This is a genomic window from Haladaptatus salinisoli, assembly GCF_020614375.1.
In the GTDB taxonomy this organism is placed as follows: domain Archaea; phylum Halobacteriota; class Halobacteria; order Halobacteriales; family Haladaptataceae; genus Haladaptatus; species Haladaptatus salinisoli.
This window is the reverse complement of the sequence record NZ_CP085327.1, coordinates 289,566-308,221: the sequence shown is the minus strand read 5'-3', so window position 1 is coordinate 308,221 and position 18,656 is coordinate 289,566. Positions and strand designations below refer to the sequence as shown.

At 65.4% G+C, this 18,656-nt stretch carries 22 protein-coding genes and 2 pseudogenes; 14 read left to right on the top strand and 10 right to left on the bottom strand.

Annotated elements, in window-relative coordinates:
- Positions 1-78: 78 nt before the first annotated feature.
- Together tbsP and LIX00_RS01745 are read right to left on the bottom strand one after the other, a co-directional pair.
- On the bottom strand, positions 79-903 hold the full coding sequence (gene tbsP / locus LIX00_RS01750) for a transcriptional regulator TbsP (protein WP_227354463.1): 825 nt from the start codon (positions 901-903) through the stop codon (positions 79-81).
- A gap of 473 nt (positions 904-1,376) precedes the next feature.
- Positions 1,377-3,503 (bottom strand): hypothetical protein, encoded by a 2,127-nt coding sequence (locus LIX00_RS01745; protein ID WP_227354462.1) that lies wholly within the window; start codon positions 3,501-3,503, stop codon positions 1,377-1,379.
- Positions 3,504-3,609: 106 nt separating this feature from the next.
- Between LIX00_RS01745 and glyA the strand changes: the two genes are divergently transcribed.
- From glyA to LIX00_RS01730, 3 genes are all read left to right on the top strand, one after another.
- Positions 3,610-4,857, top strand: a complete 1,248-nt coding sequence (gene glyA / locus LIX00_RS01740; RefSeq protein ID WP_227354461.1) for a serine hydroxymethyltransferase — start codon at positions 3,610-3,612, stop codon at positions 4,855-4,857.
- A 67-nt stretch (positions 4,858-4,924) separates the two neighbouring features.
- On the top strand, positions 4,925-5,095 hold the full coding sequence (locus LIX00_RS01735) for a hypothetical protein (protein ID WP_227354460.1): 171 nt from the start codon (positions 4,925-4,927) through the stop codon (positions 5,093-5,095).
- A gap of 113 nt (positions 5,096-5,208) precedes the next feature.
- On the top strand, positions 5,209-6,102 hold the full coding sequence (locus tag LIX00_RS01730) for a bifunctional methylenetetrahydrofolate dehydrogenase/methenyltetrahydrofolate cyclohydrolase (protein WP_227354459.1): 894 nt from the start codon (positions 5,209-5,211) through the stop codon (positions 6,100-6,102).
- 15 nt (positions 6,103-6,117) lie between these two features.
- Here LIX00_RS01730 and LIX00_RS01725 read toward each other — a convergent pair whose 3' ends face one another.
- Positions 6,118-6,834: a DUF7117 family protein gene (locus tag LIX00_RS01725; protein ID WP_227354458.1), complete on the bottom strand. Its 717-nt coding sequence runs from the start codon at positions 6,832-6,834 to the stop codon at positions 6,118-6,120.
- Positions 6,835-6,947: 113 nt separating this feature from the next.
- On the opposite strand from LIX00_RS01725, the gene LIX00_RS01720 reads away from it, so the two are divergent.
- The 3 genes from LIX00_RS01720 (at position 6,948) to LIX00_RS01710 (ending at position 8,733) form a co-directional block, all read left to right on the top strand.
- Positions 6,948-7,298, top strand: a complete 351-nt coding sequence (locus LIX00_RS01720) for a hypothetical protein (protein ID WP_227354457.1) — start codon at positions 6,948-6,950, stop codon at positions 7,296-7,298.
- A 76-nt stretch (positions 7,299-7,374) separates the two neighbouring features.
- Positions 7,375-7,740 carry a DUF7528 family protein gene (locus tag LIX00_RS01715; protein ID WP_227354456.1) on the top strand — a complete coding sequence of 122 codons (366 nt, stop codon included), beginning with the start codon at positions 7,375-7,377 and terminating at the stop codon, positions 7,738-7,740.
- Positions 7,741-7,809: 69 nt separating this feature from the next.
- Entirely contained in the window at positions 7,810-8,733 is a 924-nt protein-coding gene (locus tag LIX00_RS01710; protein ID WP_227354455.1) for a DUF1028 domain-containing protein, read from the top strand.
- 67 nt (positions 8,734-8,800) lie between these two features.
- On the opposite strand, the gene LIX00_RS01705 is transcribed toward LIX00_RS01710, so the two are convergent.
- Genes LIX00_RS01705 through LIX00_RS01695 form a run of 3 tightly spaced genes read right to left on the bottom strand, consistent with a single transcriptional unit; the run spans position 8,801 to position 9,445 of the window.
- Positions 8,801-8,977, bottom strand: coding sequence for a hypothetical protein (locus LIX00_RS01705; protein WP_227354454.1), 177 nt, complete (start codon positions 8,975-8,977; stop codon positions 8,801-8,803).
- Entirely contained in the window at positions 8,977-9,279 is a 303-nt protein-coding gene (gene cutA / locus LIX00_RS01700) for a divalent-cation tolerance protein CutA (RefSeq protein ID WP_227354453.1), read from the bottom strand. The genes LIX00_RS01705 and cutA overlap by 1 nt, the downstream gene beginning before the upstream one ends.
- 1 nt (position 9,280) lies before the next feature.
- Positions 9,281-9,445 (bottom strand): HEWD family protein, encoded by a 165-nt coding sequence (locus tag LIX00_RS01695; protein WP_227354452.1) that lies wholly within the window; start codon positions 9,443-9,445, stop codon positions 9,281-9,283.
- 121 nt (positions 9,446-9,566) lie between these two features.
- On the opposite strand from LIX00_RS01695, the gene LIX00_RS01690 reads away from it, so the two are divergent.
- Positions 9,567-9,890 carry an EthD family reductase gene (locus LIX00_RS01690; protein ID WP_227354451.1) on the top strand — a complete coding sequence of 108 codons (324 nt, stop codon included), beginning with the start codon at positions 9,567-9,569 and terminating at the stop codon, positions 9,888-9,890.
- Positions 9,891-10,040: 150 nt separating this feature from the next.
- Positions 10,041-11,024: a Gfo/Idh/MocA family protein gene (locus LIX00_RS01685; RefSeq protein WP_227354450.1), complete on the top strand. Its 984-nt coding sequence runs from the start codon at positions 10,041-10,043 to the stop codon at positions 11,022-11,024.
- Here LIX00_RS01685 and LIX00_RS01680 read toward each other — a convergent pair.
- On the bottom strand, positions 11,012-11,413 hold the full coding sequence (locus tag LIX00_RS01680) for a YlbF/YmcA family competence regulator (RefSeq protein WP_227354449.1): 402 nt from the start codon (positions 11,411-11,413) through the stop codon (positions 11,012-11,014). The two genes, LIX00_RS01685 and LIX00_RS01680, sit on opposite strands and share 13 nt — an antisense overlap.
- A gap of 140 nt (positions 11,414-11,553) precedes the next feature.
- Here LIX00_RS01680 and dph2 point away from each other — a divergent pair, with 140 nt between their 5' ends.
- From dph2 to LIX00_RS26475, 3 genes and pseudogenes are all read left to right on the top strand, one after another.
- The gene (dph2, locus tag LIX00_RS01675; protein ID WP_227354448.1) at positions 11,554-12,591 is read left to right on the top strand and encodes a diphthamide biosynthesis enzyme Dph2; all 1,038 of its coding nucleotides are present in this window, start codon (positions 11,554-11,556) and stop codon (positions 12,589-12,591) included.
- A 35-nt stretch (positions 12,592-12,626) separates the two neighbouring features.
- Positions 12,627-13,283 (top strand): annotated as a pseudogene (locus LIX00_RS26480) (hypothetical protein); the annotation flags it as partial.
- A gap of 365 nt (positions 13,284-13,648) precedes the next feature.
- Entirely contained in the window at positions 13,649-13,888 is a 240-nt protein-coding gene (locus LIX00_RS26475) for a hypothetical protein (RefSeq protein ID WP_497007341.1), read from the top strand.
- Here the strand turns inward: LIX00_RS26475 and LIX00_RS01670 are convergent.
- Positions 13,885-14,817, bottom strand: a complete 933-nt coding sequence (locus LIX00_RS01670) for a hypothetical protein (protein WP_227354447.1) — start codon at positions 14,815-14,817, stop codon at positions 13,885-13,887. The two genes, LIX00_RS26475 and LIX00_RS01670, sit on opposite strands and share 4 nt — an antisense overlap.
- Positions 14,818-14,940: 123 nt before the next feature.
- Here LIX00_RS01670 and LIX00_RS01665 point away from each other — a divergent pair, with 123 nt between their 5' ends.
- A complete protein-coding gene (locus tag LIX00_RS01665; protein ID WP_227354446.1) occupies positions 14,941-15,339 on the top strand; it encodes a DUF7961 family protein in 399 nt (132 codons plus the stop codon).
- A gap of 33 nt (positions 15,340-15,372) precedes the next feature.
- Positions 15,373-16,005: an METTL5 family protein gene (locus LIX00_RS01660; protein WP_227354445.1), complete on the top strand. Its 633-nt coding sequence runs from the start codon at positions 15,373-15,375 to the stop codon at positions 16,003-16,005.
- On the opposite strand, the gene LIX00_RS01655 is transcribed toward LIX00_RS01660, so the two are convergent.
- Complete coding sequence (locus LIX00_RS01655; protein WP_227354444.1) at positions 16,002-17,642, bottom strand: rhomboid family intramembrane serine protease; 1,641 nt, start codon at positions 17,640-17,642, stop codon at positions 16,002-16,004. The genes LIX00_RS01660 and LIX00_RS01655 overlap by 4 nt on opposite strands.
- Positions 17,643-17,752: 110 nt before the next feature.
- On the opposite strand from LIX00_RS01655, the pseudogene LIX00_RS01650 reads away from it, so the two are divergent.
- Positions 17,753-18,133: pseudogene (locus LIX00_RS01650) on the top strand (MaoC/PaaZ C-terminal domain-containing protein); the annotation flags it as partial.
- Between the two features lie 7 nt (positions 18,134-18,140).
- Here the strand turns inward: LIX00_RS01650 and LIX00_RS01645 are convergent.
- Positions 18,141-18,608, bottom strand: coding sequence for a DUF7992 family protein (locus LIX00_RS01645; protein WP_227354442.1), 468 nt, complete (start codon positions 18,606-18,608; stop codon positions 18,141-18,143).
- Between the last annotated feature and the right edge of the window lie 48 nt (positions 18,609-18,656).

The window sequence follows — 18,656 nt, the reverse complement described above, 5'->3', positions numbered from 1 at the left end:
GGGACGAGACGGTCCGGTGGCAAAAACGCGACGGATAGCCGCCGCTGGTGGGGGAAGCGAAAATGGAAAACTGCGCGTTCAGTGGAGAATGCCCTGCGCGACGCTCGCGAGTTGGTCGGTGTCTGCGTTCTGGAGGTCTTCGTTGGCGAGCTTCAGGCGCAGGCGCGGACGACCGACGTCGATGGGAACCTTCTCCGTGCCGATGAGGCCCATGTCCTCGAGCTTGGTCTTCGTGCGCGAGAACGTCGCCTTGCTGGCGATGCCGACGTCCTCGCCCCACTTGCTGATGTCGTAGAGCAGGGCTTCGTTCTTCGCCGCGACGAGGAGGCTGATGGTCACTTCGTCGAGTCCGTCGCCGTCACCGCGCGCGGTTTCGAGCGAGGAGAGCACGCTGTTGAAGTCGTCCTCGGCCTCGGGGCTGATTTCGTCGCCGAGCGTCTCGCGGACGCGCGAGATGGGCGGCGTCCGCAGCGAGAAGTCGGCCGCCTCTTCCCAGTAGTTCGCGTACGTGCCGTAGGCCGCGTCGACGAACTCGTCGTCGTCCGAGGTTAGTCCGCCTACGCGGTCGCCCGCGGTGACGAGCGCGACGACGAGTTCGTCGGTGACGAGGAGGGAGTTACCGGACGAGTCGTCCGTGGTGCGCAGCGAGAGCGCACCCTCGTCTATGAGATCTGCGGTGTTGCTGGCGATGATGAAGTCTTCCATCACGTCCTTCAGGACGGCCTCGTCCGCGAGCATACGCATCTCCGGGAGATCGCCGTCGTACTCGGTTGCGGCGTCGATGAGCTCCTCGATGGCGTTCACCGACGGATTGACGACGAGCATAATATCTGGCGATTCGTCGATCACCGTCCGGAATATCTCGTGGACGCTTTGGTTCAAGAGATTCGATTTTGTTTCCATACACGTAGGGACGGCGTTCAGCTATTTAATTTTAACGTTCATAGTCGACGGAAATCATTGGTTGTGTTCCGTGAACAATTGGTCAATGCCGTAATTATAATCGACCGAGTCGTATAATATCCGCCTGAACCTGGCTGACTCTTCGAGAGTTTCGAATAGTAGAAACCCGCTCGGAGAGTCGTCACGATACGCGATGACGCCGGCTTATCGGACGATGCGGACGGTGTCGAACCGTTACCGCGAGATAAATTCGAATAGTAATCAGCAATTACCAACTCCACCTTGCGTGAACAGTCCGAAAGAATGAAGTAAGAATGTGGGTTACCAACATGTGTCATGCGAGGTAAAATTCGGACGTGGCTAGCAGGACACCCAGCAGCAATGAGCGCAGTGTTTACTTTGATGGTGGGCTACACGTATATGCAAGGAAGTGCCATCGACCCGCTCGCGGCAGCTGGAGCGACCACCGGGCCTTAATCGGCTCTAACGCGAGCGATCAAGCTCTCTTCCTCCGACCAATACAGTTCACCACCGTAGCGAACGGGCATTTCCGCTCGTTTTAAAAACGAACAGAGTTCGTCCTCACCCATCGTGAACGAGGCGTCATTTCCTTGTAGATACAACTTATCGTTCCCGGCGATGTACGGTTGGTAACAGCCGCCGATCATCGACATCGAGACCGATAGCGATTCGTATGTGAGGCGGAAGTCGTCTCCATCGGTTTCGATCCGGCCGGCGATCGGCATATGATTATCGCACTGCGTCAGCGTGTGAGTCCCGTCACCGACGACGGAGTAATCCTTGTTCATCATGATCCGCCGTCGCGCGAGTTGGAGGGCGTGCTGGATGCTGAACCCGTTTATCAACAAGCGCGCGAACGAGACGCCGACTTTCGCGGCTTGCTTGTTCAGCACTTTGTTGAACGTGACCGCGCCCGCGACGCTCCCCTTTCGCACGAGCTCCAGCCCTTCGTAGTACGAGCCGCAGGCGTTCAGGAAGAACGTCTGTACCCTGCTCCGCGCGATATCCTCGACGGAGAGGTTCCCGTCGACGCACCGCAGGCCGCTCTCTTCGCAGTGGCCGATGTAGTGGACGAAATCGTACTGCGACTCGAACACTTCGGCGAGTTCGGCGCGGGTCAAGTGGTCGCGCACCGTGATGTTGATCGGCAGGTCCTTCGCGCGGTCGAGATAAATGTCCGACACGGTTTCCCGCTCGTCGTCCATCTGCTTGTCGTTCAGGATGAGAACGACCTCGATGTCGCCTTCCTCGCGGTTGAAGTAGTCGAATCGATTCCGGTACGTGCTCGGTTCGACTTTGAACACGTCGATGGGGACCCCGTCGGCGAGCCAGCCGTGGACGCGTCCGCGGTGTAACTTGGGCTTGATTCTATCGACCGACGTGACGTTCTCGGCGCTCCTCGCCCGGCACGGGTCCCCGCCCGCGACTGCACGCTGCGGGACGTTCGGCGCGCCCGGTGCGTCCCGGTAGAAGTCGCCGAGCGACGCGTCCAGAAGCTCATTTCGATTGAGATTGGACGACTCCGGGAGGTAGATGAGACCGAGGTTAGAGAGGAGATAGGGGAGCGCCGAGACGTTTTCGATGCTCGGCTCGACGTACATGGACAGGTGCCAGTCGGGTAGCTCGTCCTCGATTCGCTCGAATTCCGTGAGGTCGTAGGTGACGAGCTGTTCAGCGGGCGTCGAGTTATAAACCGCCTCCGGGTCGATATCGACCTCGCCCAGAAGCGACATCTCCGCGAGGTTCCAGCGGTACGGCCCCGCGTTTCGAACGAGGCAGTCGAGGAAGAACACCCGTCGAAGCAGTTCGGCGACTTCGTGCTGGTAATCGGGAAGCGGACTGAAGTGATACGTGAAGTTGATCGAGGGAGCGCGCAGAACCGGTGCGGAACGCTGTTCGACTATCACCTCCGCCTGCAGGTAGTACGCCAGCGGTGCCGTGACGAACAGGATATCGAACGCGTCGGGGACGCGTATCTCGATACCCGTCTCCTTCTTCCCGTTCCGTACTTGCCGGGGAATGTCCACCTCCTCGCCCAGCTCGATTCGCGGCGGATGCCCTCGAAGGGACGGGTACGAGCGGTCGGGACCGGCCGTCTTGTGCGACGAAGACGAGTACGTTATCGCCGTCGCCAACCCGTCCGTCGTCGGCGGAACCGTTATCGTGTCGACCGGAACCTTGTGGTGGCTCCGAAAGCCGAGCGTGATCGGAACGCGGTCGTGGAAATCGATGATTAACGCGTCGTAATCCGACGTTTTCCGGACGGTTGCCGCCCCCGAGAATCGGAGGTACGTCTTGACGTTACCGTGGATGTTCGCCAAGTACTCGCCGTCGGGAAGCGCGAGCATCTCGGTGTCGCTCCCGTGTTGGTGTCGCTCGTCCGAGTTCAGTTCCGTGATGCTGACCAGATTCGGAGGAAATCGGAGCCTCGACGCGTACCCGGCGACGGACTGGTCGACGGGTCTGTCGATCTCGTGTACGTGTTCACCCTCGCGCCAATCGGGCGCGTGAACCGTAATCTCGGTTTTCGCGCGGTCAAACGCACGAATTCCGGATTCCGTTTCCTCCCACTCTATCATGCCGGTAATAGAATCGTTATCTCACTGTTAGTTTATATTTCTATCGGGGAGCAAAACGTACTGCCCGAAAGGTAAACTTATACGCCGCGGTGTCCCGAATTTGTACATGGAGTACGACCACGTCCGGGCGGTCGATCCGGAAGTCGCCGACGCGCTCGAAGCGGAAGTCGAACGCGAGCGCGACACGCTGGAGATGATCGCCAGCGAGAACTTCGTCAGCAAGGCGGTGCTCGAGGCGCAGGGCAGCACCCTGACGAACAAGTACGCCGAAGGGTACCCCGGCGAGCGCTACTACGGCGGGTGCGAGCACGTCGATACGGTCGAATCGCTCGCCATCGAACGCGCGAAGGAGCTCTGGGGGGCGGAACACGTCAACGTCCAGCCGCACAGCGGGTCGCAGGCGAACATGGGCGTCTACCTCGCCGCCCTCGAACCCGGCGACAAGATACTCTCGCTCGATTTGACCCACGGCGGCCACCTCTCGCACGGGCACGCCGTCAACTTCGCCGGAAAGCTGTACGAGGTCGAACAGTACGAGGTCGATCCCGAAACGGGGTACCTCGACTACGACGCGCTGTACGACCACGCCGTCGAGTTCGAACCGGACATCATCGTCTCCGGCTACTCCGCCTACCCGCGGCAGGTCGAGTGGGAGCGAATCCAGGAGGCCGCCGACGCCGCCGACGCCTACCACCTCGCGGACATCGCCCACATCACGGGCCTCGTCGCGGCGGGCGAGCACCCCTCGCCGGTCGGCGTCGCGGACTTCGTCACCGGGTCGACCCACAAGACGATTCGGTCGGGTCGCGGCGGCATCATCATGTGCGACGAGGAGCACGCGGACGCCGTCGATTCCGCCGTGATCCCCGGCATGCAGGGCGGTCCCCTGATGCACAACATCGCCGGCAAGGCGGTCGGTTTCAAGGAGGCGCTCGAACCCGAGTTCGAGGAGTACGCCGCCCGAACCGTCGAGAACGCGAAAGTCCTCGGCGAGACGCTTCAAGGACACGGCTTCGGTCTGGTCTCCGGCGGTACGGACACTCACCTCGTTCTCGTCGACCTGCGGGAGTCCCACGAGGACGTGACCGGGAAGGACGCCGAACGCGCCCTCGAAGACGTCGGCATCGTCCTCAACGCCAACACCGTTCCGGGCGAGACGCGCTCGCCCTTCGTCAGCAGCGGCATCCGCGCCGGAACCCCCGCGCTCACGACTCGCGGATTCGACGCCGAGGACATCGAGGCCGTCGGCGACCTCATCGCGCGCACGGTGAACCATCTCGACGACGAAGACGTGAAGGCGGAAGTCGCCGAGCGGGTGCAGAACCTCTGCGAGGCGAACCCGCTGTACGAGTAGCTTCGAACCCTCGATTTTCGCTCCGGCGACGCGGTAGACGTAACTGCACGCGACTGGAACGCTACCTATGCCCGAGCAGATTGCCGGTTTCAAAAGCGCGGACATCGTTTTCACCGACGGAAAGACGCTCACCGACGTGCGCGTCGCCATCTACCCCGGGTGGGTACGAATCCAGACCGACGCGACGAACCAGTTTCACCCCCGAGAGCAGATAGACCGGATTCGGTCGAGTCGGTGACGGACCGGTTCGCCCGCCGTACTACGCATTGATGTGCATAGAAACGAGCAGAGAGGGCACAAAATAGGCACGAACCCGAATATTGAAGGGGCTTCGCGCCGGAAGATTCGTCGATGACGGACATCATCGACGGGAAGGCGGTCGCCGAGGGGATTCGAGCGGAGCTCGAATCGAGCGTCGGCGCGCTGAAGGACGCGGGCGTGACGCCCGGTCTCGCGACCGTGCTCATGAGCGACGATCCAGCGAGCGAGACGTACGTCTCGATGAAACAGCGCGACTGCGAGGAGGTCGGCATCGAGGGAATCCACGTCGAGATAGACCCCGACGCGCCCGCTTCGGAGCTGTACGACGCCATCGACGAGTTGAACGACGACCCCGAGGTCCACGGGATACTGGTCCAGATGCCCGTCCCGGAGCACGTCGATTCTCGGCGCGTCCTCCGGGCCATCGACCCGACGAAGGACGCGGACGGCTTCCACCCCGAGAACGTCGGGATGCTCGTCGCGGGTCACCCGCGGTTCAAACCCTGCACGCCCCACGGCGTCCAGAAGCTCCTCGCCTCGGCGAACGTCGACACGGAGGGCAAGGACGCGGTCGTCGTCGGACGGTCGAACATCGTCGGCAAACCGATGGCGAACCTCCTCGTCCAGAAGGCGGATGGCGGCAACGCGACGGTGACGGTCTGTCACTCGCGCACGGCCGACCTCGCCGCGAAAACCCGCGAAGCCGACATCGTCGTCGCCGCGGCCGGCGTCCCCGAGATGATAGACGGCGAGATGCTCTCCGACGGCGTGACCGTCATCGACGTGGGCGTCAACCGCGTCGACGCGGACACGGAGAAGGGCTACGAACTCGTCGGCGACGTCGACTTCGAGAGCGCGAAGGAGAAAGCAAGCGCCATCACCCCGGTTCCCGGCGGCGTCGGCCCGATGACCCGCGCGATGTTGCTCTACAACACGGTGAAAGCCGCCGGGATACGGGAAGGGGTCGAGGTCGAACTGCCGTAACGAGGGGCGAGGGGGCTACCAGAGTCGGGAGAGCGTGTCCCGCGTGCTGACGAGCGCGTCCTCGTCGCCGTCCCGGAGGTACCGGGAGAGGTCGCGCGCCGCGGACACGAGGCCGTCCGCGGCGTCGATATCGAGACCGGCTTCGAGCGCGCGAGCGCGACGGACGTGTTCGCCGAGCGTTTCGAGCGTGGTCCGACCGTCCCGGCCCACGTCGTGTTCTCTGACCCACTCGCGCATCTCCCCGTGGTACTCGTCGAGCGCCTCGGCGTAGGCGAGTCCGCGAACGTCGTGCATGGACTCCGGAACGTCCGCGGTCGCGGGGCGCTCCCCCTCGTCCGCCCCGCGAAGCAACGAGAAGAAGTAGATCTCCTCGTCGTCGGTCGTCTCGAACGTCCGTCCGACCACGTCCGCGACGTGCCGGAGTTCCTGCGCCGCGAGGTAGGTGTCGTCCAACGGTCGGAGTTCGCCGCCGTTGATGAACCCGCGCTTTCTGACGTACTCGCGCGCAGCGTCCCCTGCGAGGTCGGCGGCTTCGCGCAGCGGGCGGTCGTCCGTCGCCTCGCGCGCTTCGGCTAGTTCGAGCGTTTCGGGGCTGTCCGTATGCTGAACGCGACTCGCTTCGAGTCCGACGCTCCGCATGCTCTCGCACTCCGGACAGGTGACGCTCCCCGTCTCGTAGTACGACCACTGCGCCCCGCAGTCCTGACACTCGCGGGTTCCGCGAACCTTCATACCCGGTACTTGTATCGCCGGGGTGAAAACTCTCACGCGACCGTTGAGAGTGACAGAAGATCGATCACTGCGGCGTTCGACGGAGGACCGCGACCGATTCCCGAGAGCCGCTCTTGAAGCTTCGCGTTCCCGCGTCCACGACCGCGTGGCGCGATTACGCGACTCCGATAGCGTTCACGGCGGGACTCCTGAGCGCGCTGTTGGTCGCGGTGGTCGGAGTCGACGCCTTGGCCGTCGTCGCGCCCTTCGTCGGATTCCGTCTCGGCGCGCTCGTCGCCGGACTGGTCGCGTACAACCTGCTGACGGTCGCCCTGCTGTGGCTTCACCGCCGGCGACCCACGGACAGACTTATGAGGGTCGTCCAACAAGTGTGGCGTATGTCGTCACAGTATCCGTCGTCGACGACGGAGGATAGAGTAAGTCGCCCCGCGGCGACTGGTCGAGAAATTCTCGACCACGCGTAGTACCGACTGTTCTGACGGTTCGTTCGCTTCCGCCGAGACGCCCGTCTCGGCGGCGAGCACGGACGCCGGCGTCTCGGTGACCGTCGCCGGCGAGACGCACGAACTCTCCAGAGGCGACGCCGACCGATTGCGAGAGGCCCTCGGACGGGCGCTGACTGAGCGCCGCGAGTTCTTCAACACGGTCGGCGAACGCCGCGAGGACGGGAGCTACGTCGTCTCGCGCCGAGGTGCGGACTCGGCGGGCCACCGAAAGGTGTTCGAACGGTTCGAGTCGGTGGCCCGACTGTACGACCGACTCCCGGACGAGTTCACCGCGGACGACGTGGGCGAACGCGGCCTGACCGGCGGACGACGTCACATGCTCGTCCACCACTTCGCGGAGCACCCCGAGTTCGACTGCGAGTTGGCCTCGCGCCAACCGCTCACGGCGAGGAAAGGGTGACTGCGGGCCGAAAGACCGACCCGTCTGGAGGGGTGAACGCTTTTCGGGGTGGCCTCCCTCGTCCCGGGTATGCCACGACCATCGACGTTCTCCATCGCCGCGCGCGACCCGGAACGGAACGCCGTCGGCATCGCCGTCCAGTCGAAGTTCGTCGGCGTCGGGGCCGTCGTCCCGTTCGCCAGCGCGGACGCGGGTGCGGTCGCCACGCAGAGCTACGCGAACGTCGCCTACGGCCCCGACGGACTCGACCTGCTTCGGGCGGGAAAGAGCGCCGACGACGTCGTGCGGGAGCTCACCGGAGCGGATCCCGAGTTCGAATCGCGGCAGGTCGGCGTGGTTGGACGGGACGGCTCCGTCGCCGCGTTCACGGGGTCGGAGTGTTTCGACTACGCCGGCGACATTCAGGGAGACGACTACACCGTGCAGGGGAACATCCTGGAGAACCGCGAGACGATAGAAGCCATGTCCGAGGCGTTCGAGGAGACGGACGGCGGCCTCCCGGAGCGACTCATCGCCGCGCTCCACGCGGGCAACGACGCGGGCGGCGACAAGCGCGGCGAACAGAGCGCGGCGCTGTACGTCGCCAAGCCCGAGGGCGGGTACGACGGGCGCAACGACCGCTGGGTCGACGTGCGCGTGGACGACCACGAGAAGCCCATCGACGAACTGGAGCGCGTGTTCAAGGTGTACGACGTGACGCTCCTCGAACGCGCGGAGCCGGACGAAACGAGGGAGCTGTCGGGAGCGACCGCCGAAGCGGTGGCCGAAACGCTCGTAGACCTCGGCTTCTTCGAGGGGACGCCCTCCGAGGACTTCGGCGACGACGAGCGCGACGCCCTCGAAGATTTCCGCGGGATGAACAACTTCGAGAACCACCCGCTTCCCGTGCTGGAAGACGCCCTCTCTCGGGGGTGGGACGACGCCGAGGGCGACGGCGAGGACCGGATGGTCGACGCCATCTGGCACGGCCTGTCGCGGTTGGAGCGGAAGTAGCGGGACGAAAGGACCTCCCCGTTCGAACCGGCGGTGCCGACCACGCGGGCGCGTTTCGGCGACCGAGTCAGCGTCGACCGGTCTTCGAATCCTCGTTTCGCGTCCGTTCGTCCCGCGCTTTCCCGCCTCGACGGTTTCTGACCTCTCGAATCAGCGCGGCGGTGCCGACCGCCAGAACGCCGAGCGCCAGCGCCCACGGCCCGAACTGTCGGTCGGCTTCCCGGTCCGTCGCGTCGCGCCCCATCACTCCACCTCCGCGTCCCGCCACGCTTCGAACGGTTCGGACATCGCGCGCTCCTCGAATCGCTCGACACACGGAACGTCGTAGGGGTGTTCGTCCTCGACCCGGGCGACCAACTTCGCCCACGCCTCGTCGGTCGTCTTCGCCAGCAGGACGACCTCCTCGTCGCGAACCACGTCGCCCTCCCAGCGGTACACCGAGGTGCACGGGAACCGGTTCACGCACGCGGCCAGTCGCTCTTCGACCAGCAGTTCCGCGAGTTCGCCCGCCGCGTCCGGCGGCGCGGTGATGTACGCGGTCGGCATCTCACTCCGCGATGGGGTTGTGCGTCCCGTTGATGTCCCACTCGTGGATGCAGAACGGTCTGCCCTGGTCTCCGGCTATCGCCCAGTTGCGGTTCGACTCGTTCCACTCGTCTTCGCGTCCGCACCGTACGCACCGCCGTCGGTCGGGTCGGTTGATTTCCGCCATCGGGCAGAGAGAAGGACGGGAGTACACTTAAACGAACGGCAACGGGAGTACGCTGCCGCCTCGCCGAGTTCGAACGACAGTCGATACAGCAAAGTCGGCCGGATGCGCGAATTCAGGTGCCATGATAAAGATGGTCGATCTGCTGGTTCGCAAAGACGGGACGACCCACGAGGAGTTCGTCGATTACTGGCTGAACGAGCACTCGGAGATTGCCAAGGAGCTTCCCGGTCTCCGAAAGTACGTCACCTCCGTTCCGAAGGACCCGGAGAAGGCGGGCTACGACGGTCACCTCGAACTGTACTTCGACTCCACCGCCGACATGAAGGCCGCGTTCGACTCGGAGCAGGGCGAGCGCGTGATGGCGGACGCCGCGGAATTTCTCGATTTGGAGCAGGGTCCGACGCTCGTCGTCGAAGAGACGGTTCAACTGGACGAACTCGAATAACCGGCTGCCGAGAGCCGAAGTAGGCTCGAATCGCCTCCGCTCTCCCGACCCGGTTTTGGTCGACTTCAGACTTCTGAACTCCGGACGCCGGCGAACGAACCGACCGCGCGGCGCGCCACGCTTTTGCCCGTGCGAACTGTTACCAATCGTATGAAGTTCGGGGTGCTGGGAACCGCGCGAATCGCACGGCAATCGTTCGTTCCGGCGGTCGAGGCGACCGACCACGAAGTCGACGCCGTCGCGTCGCGAACCGAGGAACGAGCCGAGCGGTTCGCCGCCGACAACGGGATTCCGCGGGCGTTCGGGTCGTACGAGGAACTGCTCGAATCCGACGCGGTGGACGCGGTGTACAACCCGCTTCCGAACGCGCTCCACGCCGAGTGGACGAAGCGCGCCGCCGACCGCGGTCTGCACGTCCTCTGCGAGAAACCGCTGGCGGTGGACGCCGCCGAAGCCCGCGAGATGGGCGACCACTGCGACGACCGCGGCGTCACGCTGATGGAGGCGATGATGTACCGCTACCACCCCCGAACGGAGCGAATGGCGGCGGCGGCGACCGAACTCGGCGACGTGCGCTCGGTCGACGCCGGCTTTCACTCGTCGCTTCGCTACTGGCCCGAAGGGACGCGCTTCGACCCGGACATGGGCGGCGGTTGCCTGCTCGACGTCGGCGTCTACGCCATCCAGGCCGCGCAGCTCTTCCTCGGCGAACCGGAGCGGGTCGTCGCGCGAATCGCCGACCCCGAGGAAACGGGCGTCGAAACGCAGGTGTCGGGAATACTCTCGTTCCCCGGCGGAAAAACCGCGCAGGTCGACTGTTCGTTCCGCCTCGAAGACGCCCAGTACTGCCGGGTCGAAGGAACGGAGGGTCGGATTCACGCCGACCCGGCGTTCTCGACCGGGAGCGACCCGACGACGTTCGAACTCCGCGCGCCGGGGCGACGCGTCACCGAGTCGTTCGACCCGACGAATCCGTACGCCATCGAGGTGAAGCGGTTCGCGGAGTACGTCGAACGCGGCGATCGGCCGCGAACCGACGCCCGCGAGGCGGCGCGGACGCTCGTCGTGGTCGATGCGCTTCGAGAAAGTGGTGAGGTCGGCGAGTGGGTGGCCGTCGAAGACTACTCGTCCTGACAGCAGCCGCCGGCCTGCTGGCCGAAGTCCACGGCCAGCGGGGCGGAGACGGCGCGGTTCAGGTCTTCGAGTCGCGCGTCGAGTTCGTCCTGCGCTTCGAGGTACTCCTCCATCACCGGAAGCGAGTGGAGTTCCTGCTGGGCTTCCTGCACCTTCGTCACGTCCTCTTGGGTCGCCTCGCCCGTCTGGCGCGCGAGCATGAACTCCTGTCGGAGGCGCTCGAACTCCCGAATCTTCTCCTGCGCGTCCTCGTCGGCCTCGACCGCCGCCTTCGCCTCCTCGAACTGCTGATACTCCGGCGTGTCGGCGATGGCTTCGCCGAGTTCGGTCGCCATCTCCTCGACGCTGGCTCGCTCCTTGCCCGTCTCCGCTTTGGCGTCTACGCTCATGGGAGTGGATTCGCACTGGAGGCGTTTAGGTGTGCCGAATGGCGAGGTGGCCGACGGGTCCGCCGCGTGCCGCGCGCGGAAACGAGGGGCAGGAGACCCGGAACGCCGGGGTTAAAAGTTCTCGGCCGCAAGGAGTGGTAATGAGCCAGCAGAGCGAGTACAGCGAGGGGGACCTGCGGAAGACGGGGATGTCCCTCAAACACGACCGGGAGTGGGATTACGAGCTCGACCGCATCGTCGACGCGGTCGAAGAGCGCGACGCGAAGAAGGTGGGCCTCCAGTTCCCCGAGGGGCTGAAACGCCGCGGGCCGAAGGTGGCCGACGACCTGCGCGAGCTGCTCCCCGACGACGTGACCATCCTCATCTCGGGACAGCCGTGCTACGGGGCCTGCGACCTCGACACCTACCTGATGAAGCGCACGGACGTGTTCGTCCACTTCGGCCACTCCCCGATGAAGAACACGGACAAGGTCATCTACGTCCCCCTGTTCTCGAACGTGGACGTGTTCCCCATCGTGGAGGACGCCCTCGACGAACTCGAAGTCGGCGACGTGGGGCTGGTCACGACCGCCCAGCACATGAATCGCTTCGAGGAGATGCGCGAGTGGCTGGAAGACCGCGGCTTCGACGTCCACACCCGGAAGGGAGACGACAGACTCACCCACGAGGGGCAGGTGCTCGGCTGTAACTACGCCTCGGCGGACATCGACGCCGACCAGGTGCTCTACGTCGGCGGCGGGAAGTTCCACCCGCTCGGACTGGCGATGGAGCACCCCGACAAGACCGTGGTCATCGCCGACCCCGTGAACAACGTCGTCACGGTCGCCGACACGGAGAAGTTCATGAAACAGCGGTACGGCGCTGTTCACCGGGCGATGGACGCGGAGAAGTGGGGCGTCATCTTCTGCACGAAGATCGGACAGGGTCGCTGGGAGGTCGCGCAGGACATTCTGGACGACAACGACGACGCCTACCTCATCACGATGGACGAGGTGACGCCAGACCGCCTCCGGAACTTCGACATGGACGCCTTCGTCAACACGGGCTGTCCGCGCATCACGACCGACGACGGGCCGCGGTTCCACAAGCCGATGCTCACGCCCGGCGAGTACGAGATAGCGGTCGGAAACAAACCGCTGGACGCGCTCGAATTCGACACCTTTCACGGCACGTGGTAGGAAAATTCTTGTAGTCGACCGGTCTCATTCTTCTCATGTTCCGCCCCGATAGCCCGCTCTCCCGCAGGCGACTCCTCGTCGGTTCCGCCCTCGTCGGCGGTTCCGCCCTCGGCTTCGGTTCGCTCGCGTTCGCCACTGACACGCTCCCCGCCTCGATAACGAGCGCGCGGACGCGCCGCGCCGAAATCCCCACGATACCGCCCCGAATCGAGATTCCGGCGGCGCACGTCGAAGCGGCGCGAAGCCACGTGGAGCGACTGACGACCGAGGCCGAACGGGCGTGGGGGCGGGCCGACGCGTCGACCCTCGGCAGCACGGACCGTTACGTCCTCGAAGACGGTCCGAAACAGGCGCGAAACGCGCTCGACGAGGTGTCGAAGGGTTCCGGAACCCTCCGAACGCTCGAAAAGTTCCAGTACGCCGCGGGAGCAGCCGCCAAAACGCTCGGTGCGGCTCAGTACCTGAACGGCGAGTATCACGAGGAGAACCCCGGCACCGAACAGGCCGACCTCCGATTCGGTATCGAATCCCTCCGGGAGCGAATCGCGCTCGAGTGCGACGACCCGAGCGAGTTTCTCGTGCGGGTCGGCCGGGGCGAGCACCACCTCCAACAGGCGTCGGGTTTTTTCCGCCGCGTTTCACCGCCGGAGGACGCGATGGACGCGGGGGGCGTTCGTCAGAGCCTCGCGTCGGCGCGCCGCGACTGGGACGACGGACGGCGCATCTACCGGCGATACCGCGACGGACTCGATTCGCCGCGGTCGTTCGGCGAGTCCCTGCGGCGGAACCGGCAGATGCTTCGACGGCAGGCGGAGGAGTTGCGCGACTCGCGGACCGAAGACGCGTCCGAGGAACTCTCGGAAGGGTCGTACCGGGGGGTCAGAGTGCGCATCTTCGTCCACGGGTTTCGCTTCGGACGAAACCTCCTCGACGATGCGGAACGCCACCGCGAGGACGGCTTCGAGGTGCTCTCGGCGGTCGAAACGGCCGACGCGCTCCGGCACCTCCTCGCGTGGCGCGACGCGACGGCGCGAACGCCGACGAGAAGGAAGCGGAGATGGGGTCGAAACTCGTCTTTCGCACGAAACGCGGGGCGCTCCGCGAACTCCGCGACGCGCTCGCCGAGAGCGACGGCGACCCCTTCGCCCGCGAACTGCTCGAAACCGCGCGGCGACGAATCGAATCCGGCGACGATTCGCTCGAAAGCTCGCTCGACGAGACCTACGCCCGCTATCTCCTCGGGTGGGCGCACGCGAAACACGCCCGAACGACGGCTCGGCGACTCGCCCGGCGCTAAGCCTCCTCGATTCGGTAGGTCGCACCCTCGTACTCGATCACCCGTCGTTCGAGACCGAGCGAAGCGGACTCCCTCCCGTCGAGGCGGACCCGACGCACCCCGTCCTCGAACGAGGCGAGCAGGTTGCGGAGCGGCGTAACGCGGACGACCTGCTCCGGAATCTTTCGAATCGGAGGCGATTCGACGCCCTCGACGCGCGTGGCGACGTAGACGGCGTCCGCCGAGGACGAACGCACGCGCTTCTCGTCGCCGTCCCGCCCGACCACCGTCAGGTCGTCCGTCGGCGCGAGTCGAAGGGGGTCGCCGGCGAGTTCGAATCGGGCCGCGACGCCGACGCCGTCCTCGTAGCTCTGTCCCTCGAGCCAACCGGAGATTCCGAAGGCGTAGGTGCCCCCGCCGAGTCCGGCGAGGGCGACGCTCTCGGTTCCCTCCGCCCGCGGCAGCGCCCGCCCGAGGTCGGTGTTGTCGACGGTCACGTTCCACGCGTGGGAGTTCCCGGTGTCGAGCATCGTGGCCGGTTCGGGGACGATTCGCGGCGCGATGCGGAACCACTCCTCGTCGACCAGTTTCCACACCGACCAGTCGTAGTAATTCGTCGTGAACGTCGCACCCGTCTCGTTCGTCAGGGTGAACGAGAGGGTCGCCTTCGGGAGCGTCGCCCGCTCCGTCGAGGGTTCCGCGAGCAGGGTCGCGTCCGAGTCGGCGTTCTGGTAGCAGACGACGCGTTGATCGCCGAACGGGGGACAGCGATTCTCGTCCGGGATTCGGAGGGTCGGTTCCGTCGCCGTCGTGGGCGTTCCTCGGGTCGAGGTTTTTCGCGTCGGGGTCGTGGAGGACGGTTCCATGCCGACCCCGCCCGGCGTCGATTCGGAGAGGCAGCCTGCGGCCAAGACGGAACCGACGGAGGCGAGGACTGCTCGGCGGTACATGGTTCCGTCTTCCGCCGTCTTCGGTAAATGCTTTCAGTTGGGTGAAACGGTCGCTTTACCTATGAGATTACTACTGGACATACACAAACCTTTTTGTATGCTTAGCAGATATGGTGTGGTACGATGAGCGCCACTCGCCCCACGTCGATCGAAACCGCTATCGAACGCTGCCGACCCACGGACAAGACGCCCGTGACGCTCGAAGCGTCCGCGCTGCCGAGCGCGCGCCACGAACTGCGGGAACTCCAGCGCGAACTCGACGCTAACGATTTCGTCCCCGCCGGCGTGACGGTCGACGCCTGCTTCGACGCGGACTGCTCGTTCGCCACGCAGGACGAGGCCGACCGCATCCGCGAGTACGTCAGAACCGCGGCGTTCCTCGGGGCGGGCACCGTCACCGTCCGGTTCGACGCCGTCGAGGACGAATCGAAGGTCCGTCCCTCCCTCGCCGCCCTGCGAGAGCGCGCCCACCGGGAGGGAATCACGCTCGAACTCGACGGCCCCATCACGCTCGAATCCTGATTCTTACGTCTCTCCGCCTCGTCCACCCGCCACATGGGGAAACGCGCGCTGGAACGCCGCCTCTCAGAAGTCGCCGATTTCGCCGACCCGCGGGTCGAGTGGGAGCAGTATCCGACGCCCGCGGACCTCGCGGCCCACCTCGTCCATTTGGCCGACGTTCACGGCGACGTCGCCCGGAAGACCGTCGTCGACCTCGGAACCGGAACCGGCGTGCTCGCGCTCGGGGCCGCGACGCGCGACCCCGAACGCGTCGTCGCGCTCGACCGCGACCCCGCCGCGCTCCGACGAGCCCGCGAGAACGAGCGACGCGTCGCGCCGGCCGTCCCGGTCGAGTGGCTGCTCGCCGACGCGACGCGCGCACCCCTCTGCGCCGCGAATCGCGCGACTGACGGCGTGACCGTCGTGATGAACCCGCCGTTCGGGGCGCAGAAGGGGAACGAACACGCGGACCGAGCCTTCCTCGAGACGACCGCCGGCGTCGCGGACGTATCCTACTCCATCCACAACGAGGGGAGCGAGAACTTCGTGGAGGCGTTCGCCGCCGACGCCGGCGGCGACGTCACGCACGCGTTTCGCGCGGAACTGGCGCTCTCGCGGCGCTTCGACTTCCAACGGCGGGAGCGAACGACGCTCGACGCCGAAGTGTTCAGAATCGAGTGGCGCTAGTTTCGGTACGTCTCCTTTCTCGCCACCACGACGCGGGTGTCGTCGACCGCGGCGACCAACTTTCCGCCCTTTCGGGTGAACTCGGTACCGCCGAGCGTGACGGAGGAGTTTCGGTCGGGCAGCGGTGCGGCGGCGAGCGTGGCGTTGTTCTTCTCCGTGAGTCGGATGGCGAACCGCCCGTTCCGCGGGACGATGGAGACGTTCTTGCCCGCCAGCACCGGGGTCGCGGTCGCGGGTCCGGACGCGAAGGCGTGTCGCCACGACCCCGATTTCGGGCGTAGCCAGACGTGATAAGCGGTTCCGCCGCCGTCCGCGCTCCAGCCGACGCGCCGCACCTGCACGGCTTCGGTCCAGCCGAGGCCGCCGACCCTGACCGTGGATCGTCCGACGTGCGCGAGTCGTCCTTTCGACACTTCGCGCGACCAGATTTCCCGGTCCTCGTTGACGACGATGACGCCGCTGGTGTTCACTTGCGTCGTCTCCCCGCCGAGCGAAACGTCGACGACGGACACCTTCTGGTTCGGCACGTTCTCCGCGTACATCACGGTGTAGTCCCGAATCGACACGCCGGAATCGACGCCCGCCGTCCCGTCGCCGTCGACCGCCGTGAGGTTGACGGGGATGGCGACGCCAGCCATGACGACCAGCGGAATCAGGAACAACACGGTTCCCGCCTGCCGCGCCCTGGGACCGAACGATTTCCGGTCGGTCGTGCGAATCGCGACCGCGAGGAGTATCGCCAGCGCGAGGACGAAGACGACGCCGAGACCGCGAAAGAGGACGTACTTCTCCAGCCCGCGGTACCACCACAGCGCCCACAGGGAGAGGGACATCAGGAGGACGAACGCGCCCGCCCACGTCCGGAGGGCGCTCACCCGAACCCGTCGCCGTCGGAGGAGGTACAGTCCGGCGAGCGCGCCGAGGAAGAGTCCCAGCGTGTGTCCCTGCACGGCGATGCCGAACCACCACGGATTCGAGTAGGAGGACGAGGCTTGCCCGGTGATCTGCGGCTCCTGGAGCGCGAGATAGATGGTGTGAACCACGCCCTGCGCGGAGAGGGCGACCACGGTTCCGAGCGGGTAGCGGACCAGCGCGAACCCGACGAACGCGAAGAGGACGCCGGAGAAACCGATGACGGGCCCCCAAGCGAAGACGCTCGTTCCGAGACCGCAGAGGACGACGCCGATGGGGAACAGCACGAACGCTCGAAACCACGGGTTCGTCCGCCACGACGAGAACGACGATTCGCCGCGCTCGGTCGGGAAGTGGCTGAAGTAGTACTCCGCCAGCGGCGCGACGACGAGCGTGCTCGTCACGTTCCCGAGGAGGTGACTCGGCCCGGCGTGGGAGAACGACCCGAGCGCCATTCCCACCGGGTAGAGGTACGACCACGACGCGAACGCGACGGTGACGGGATTTCGCCAGTGGTTCCAACCGCCCTGCACGAACAGGTAGACGGCCAAGACCCCGACGACCGAGACGAGGGTCCCCCACGGAACGCCGAGGAGGAATCGCTTCCTGAGCGCGATACCCCAGCGTCCTCGCGGTCTGTCCAACCCCCAGACGATGAGAAGCGAGAGCGACAGGCCGAGCAGGATTCCGACCCGCACCGACCACCCATCGAGCAGCGACACCATATCCGGTGTGTGTGACCACTGTGGTATAAATGAACCCGTCCGCTTCGGTCGCGGACGGTTCGAAGGCGCGGTCGTCCGGATAAAAAGTTACCTCGGTCGGCGAGAAAACCTCTCGCATGGCCGACGCTCCGACGGAAGGCGAGACGAAGCGGTACTCGCGGACGTTCACGAACGAGGACGTGGTTCGGTTCGCCGACGTCTCCGGCGACCGGGGACGCCACCACGTCGAGGGAGACTCGCCGATGGTTCACGGACTGCTGACGGCGACGCTCCCGACGAAACTCGGCGGCGATATGGACTACGTCGCCCGGACGATGACGTTCCAGTTCCGCGGACCGGTGTACGTCGGCGAGGAGATCACCTGCGAGGCGACCGTCGAAGCGGTGACGTCGCGCGAGGAGCGCCACGAGATGACGGTGTCGTTCGTCTGTCGAAACGAGGAGGGCTCGGTCGTCCTCGACGGGGAGACCGAGGGCGTGATATTCCGATAGTACCGGTCTAACGCTCGTCGAAGTTCGGCAGGTCGTCCGGCGCTTCGAACTCCGCCTCCCAGTTCACGTAGTCGCGTTCGAGCACGTCGCAGACCACCTGTCCGAGTTCGGTCAGCGCGGCGTTGATGGACGAGACGGCGTTCCACGAGTCGACGTCCGGGTGGATGTCCCGCTCCTTCCAGTCCTCGGGGAGGCCCGGCGCGTGGTATCCGACTCGGTCCGCGAAGTCGTCCCAGAAGAAGTCGAACTCGTCGAACAGTCCCAAATCGAGCGCGGTCTCGAATTCGCGTTCGTCCAAGTCGGTGTGCTCCGCCCACTGATTGAACGCCTCCTCCCACGCGCCTTCGCGGAGGAACGTCTCCAGTTCGTCGCGCCGGTAGTTCGTCTCCCCCTGAACCGACACGTCGTCGTACTCCTGCACGTCCGCCTCCGGGCGCAGGGTCGGTGCGTCCGGGGCTGACACGTCGAGTCCCATGGGCCGTGATAGGGCGACCGCTCAGATAAGGGTTCTTCTCCCGCCGAC

What these genes read in the sequence shown, in the direction of transcription:
- LIX00_RS01690 (WP_227354451.1), top strand. Translation starts at nt 9,567, where the DNA reads ATGATAAAGATGGTCGATCTGCTGGTTCGCAAAGACGGGACGACCCAC.
- LIX00_RS01730 (WP_227354459.1), top strand. Translation starts at nt 5,209, where the DNA reads ATGACGGACATCATCGACGGGAAGGCGGTCGCCGAGGGGATTCGAGCG.
- tbsP (WP_227354463.1), bottom strand. Translation starts at nt 903, where the DNA reads ATGGAAACAAAATCGAATCTCTTGAACCAAAGCGTCCACGAGATATTC.
- glyA (WP_227354461.1), top strand. Translation starts at nt 3,610, where the DNA reads ATGGAGTACGACCACGTCCGGGCGGTCGATCCGGAAGTCGCCGACGCG.
- LIX00_RS01735 (WP_227354460.1), top strand. Translation starts at nt 4,925, where the DNA reads ATGCCCGAGCAGATTGCCGGTTTCAAAAGCGCGGACATCGTTTTCACC.
- LIX00_RS01680 (WP_227354449.1), bottom strand. Translation starts at nt 11,413, where the DNA reads ATGAGCGTAGACGCCAAAGCGGAGACGGGCAAGGAGCGAGCCAGCGTC.
- LIX00_RS01745 (WP_227354462.1), bottom strand. Translation starts at nt 3,503, where the DNA reads ATGATAGAGTGGGAGGAAACGGAATCCGGAATTCGTGCGTTTGACCGC.
- LIX00_RS01655 (WP_227354444.1), bottom strand. Translation starts at nt 17,642, where the DNA reads ATGGTGTCGCTGCTCGATGGGTGGTCGGTGCGGGTCGGAATCCTGCTC.
- LIX00_RS01645 (WP_227354442.1), bottom strand. Translation starts at nt 18,608, where the DNA reads ATGGGACTCGACGTGTCAGCCCCGGACGCACCGACCCTGCGCCCGGAG.
- LIX00_RS01695 (WP_227354452.1), bottom strand. Translation starts at nt 9,445, where the DNA reads ATGGCGGAAATCAACCGACCCGACCGACGGCGGTGCGTACGGTGCGGA.
- LIX00_RS01725 (WP_227354458.1), bottom strand. Translation starts at nt 6,834, where the DNA reads ATGAAGGTTCGCGGAACCCGCGAGTGTCAGGACTGCGGGGCGCAGTGG.
- LIX00_RS01710 (WP_227354455.1), top strand. Translation starts at nt 7,810, where the DNA reads ATGCCACGACCATCGACGTTCTCCATCGCCGCGCGCGACCCGGAACGG.
- LIX00_RS01665 (WP_227354446.1), top strand. Translation starts at nt 14,941, where the DNA reads ATGAGCGCCACTCGCCCCACGTCGATCGAAACCGCTATCGAACGCTGC.
- LIX00_RS01670 (WP_227354447.1), bottom strand. Translation starts at nt 14,817, where the DNA reads ATGTACCGCCGAGCAGTCCTCGCCTCCGTCGGTTCCGTCTTGGCCGCA.
- dph2 (WP_227354448.1), top strand. Translation starts at nt 11,554, where the DNA reads ATGAGCCAGCAGAGCGAGTACAGCGAGGGGGACCTGCGGAAGACGGGG.
- LIX00_RS01705 (WP_227354454.1), bottom strand. Translation starts at nt 8,977, where the DNA reads ATGGGGCGCGACGCGACGGACCGGGAAGCCGACCGACAGTTCGGGCCG.
- cutA (WP_227354453.1), bottom strand. Translation starts at nt 9,279, where the DNA reads ATGCCGACCGCGTACATCACCGCGCCGCCGGACGCGGCGGGCGAACTC.
- LIX00_RS01685 (WP_227354450.1), top strand. Translation starts at nt 10,041, where the DNA reads ATGAAGTTCGGGGTGCTGGGAACCGCGCGAATCGCACGGCAATCGTTC.
- LIX00_RS01660 (WP_227354445.1), top strand. Translation starts at nt 15,373, where the DNA reads ATGGGGAAACGCGCGCTGGAACGCCGCCTCTCAGAAGTCGCCGATTTC.
- LIX00_RS26475 (WP_497007341.1), top strand. Translation starts at nt 13,649, where the DNA reads ATGGGGTCGAAACTCGTCTTTCGCACGAAACGCGGGGCGCTCCGCGAA.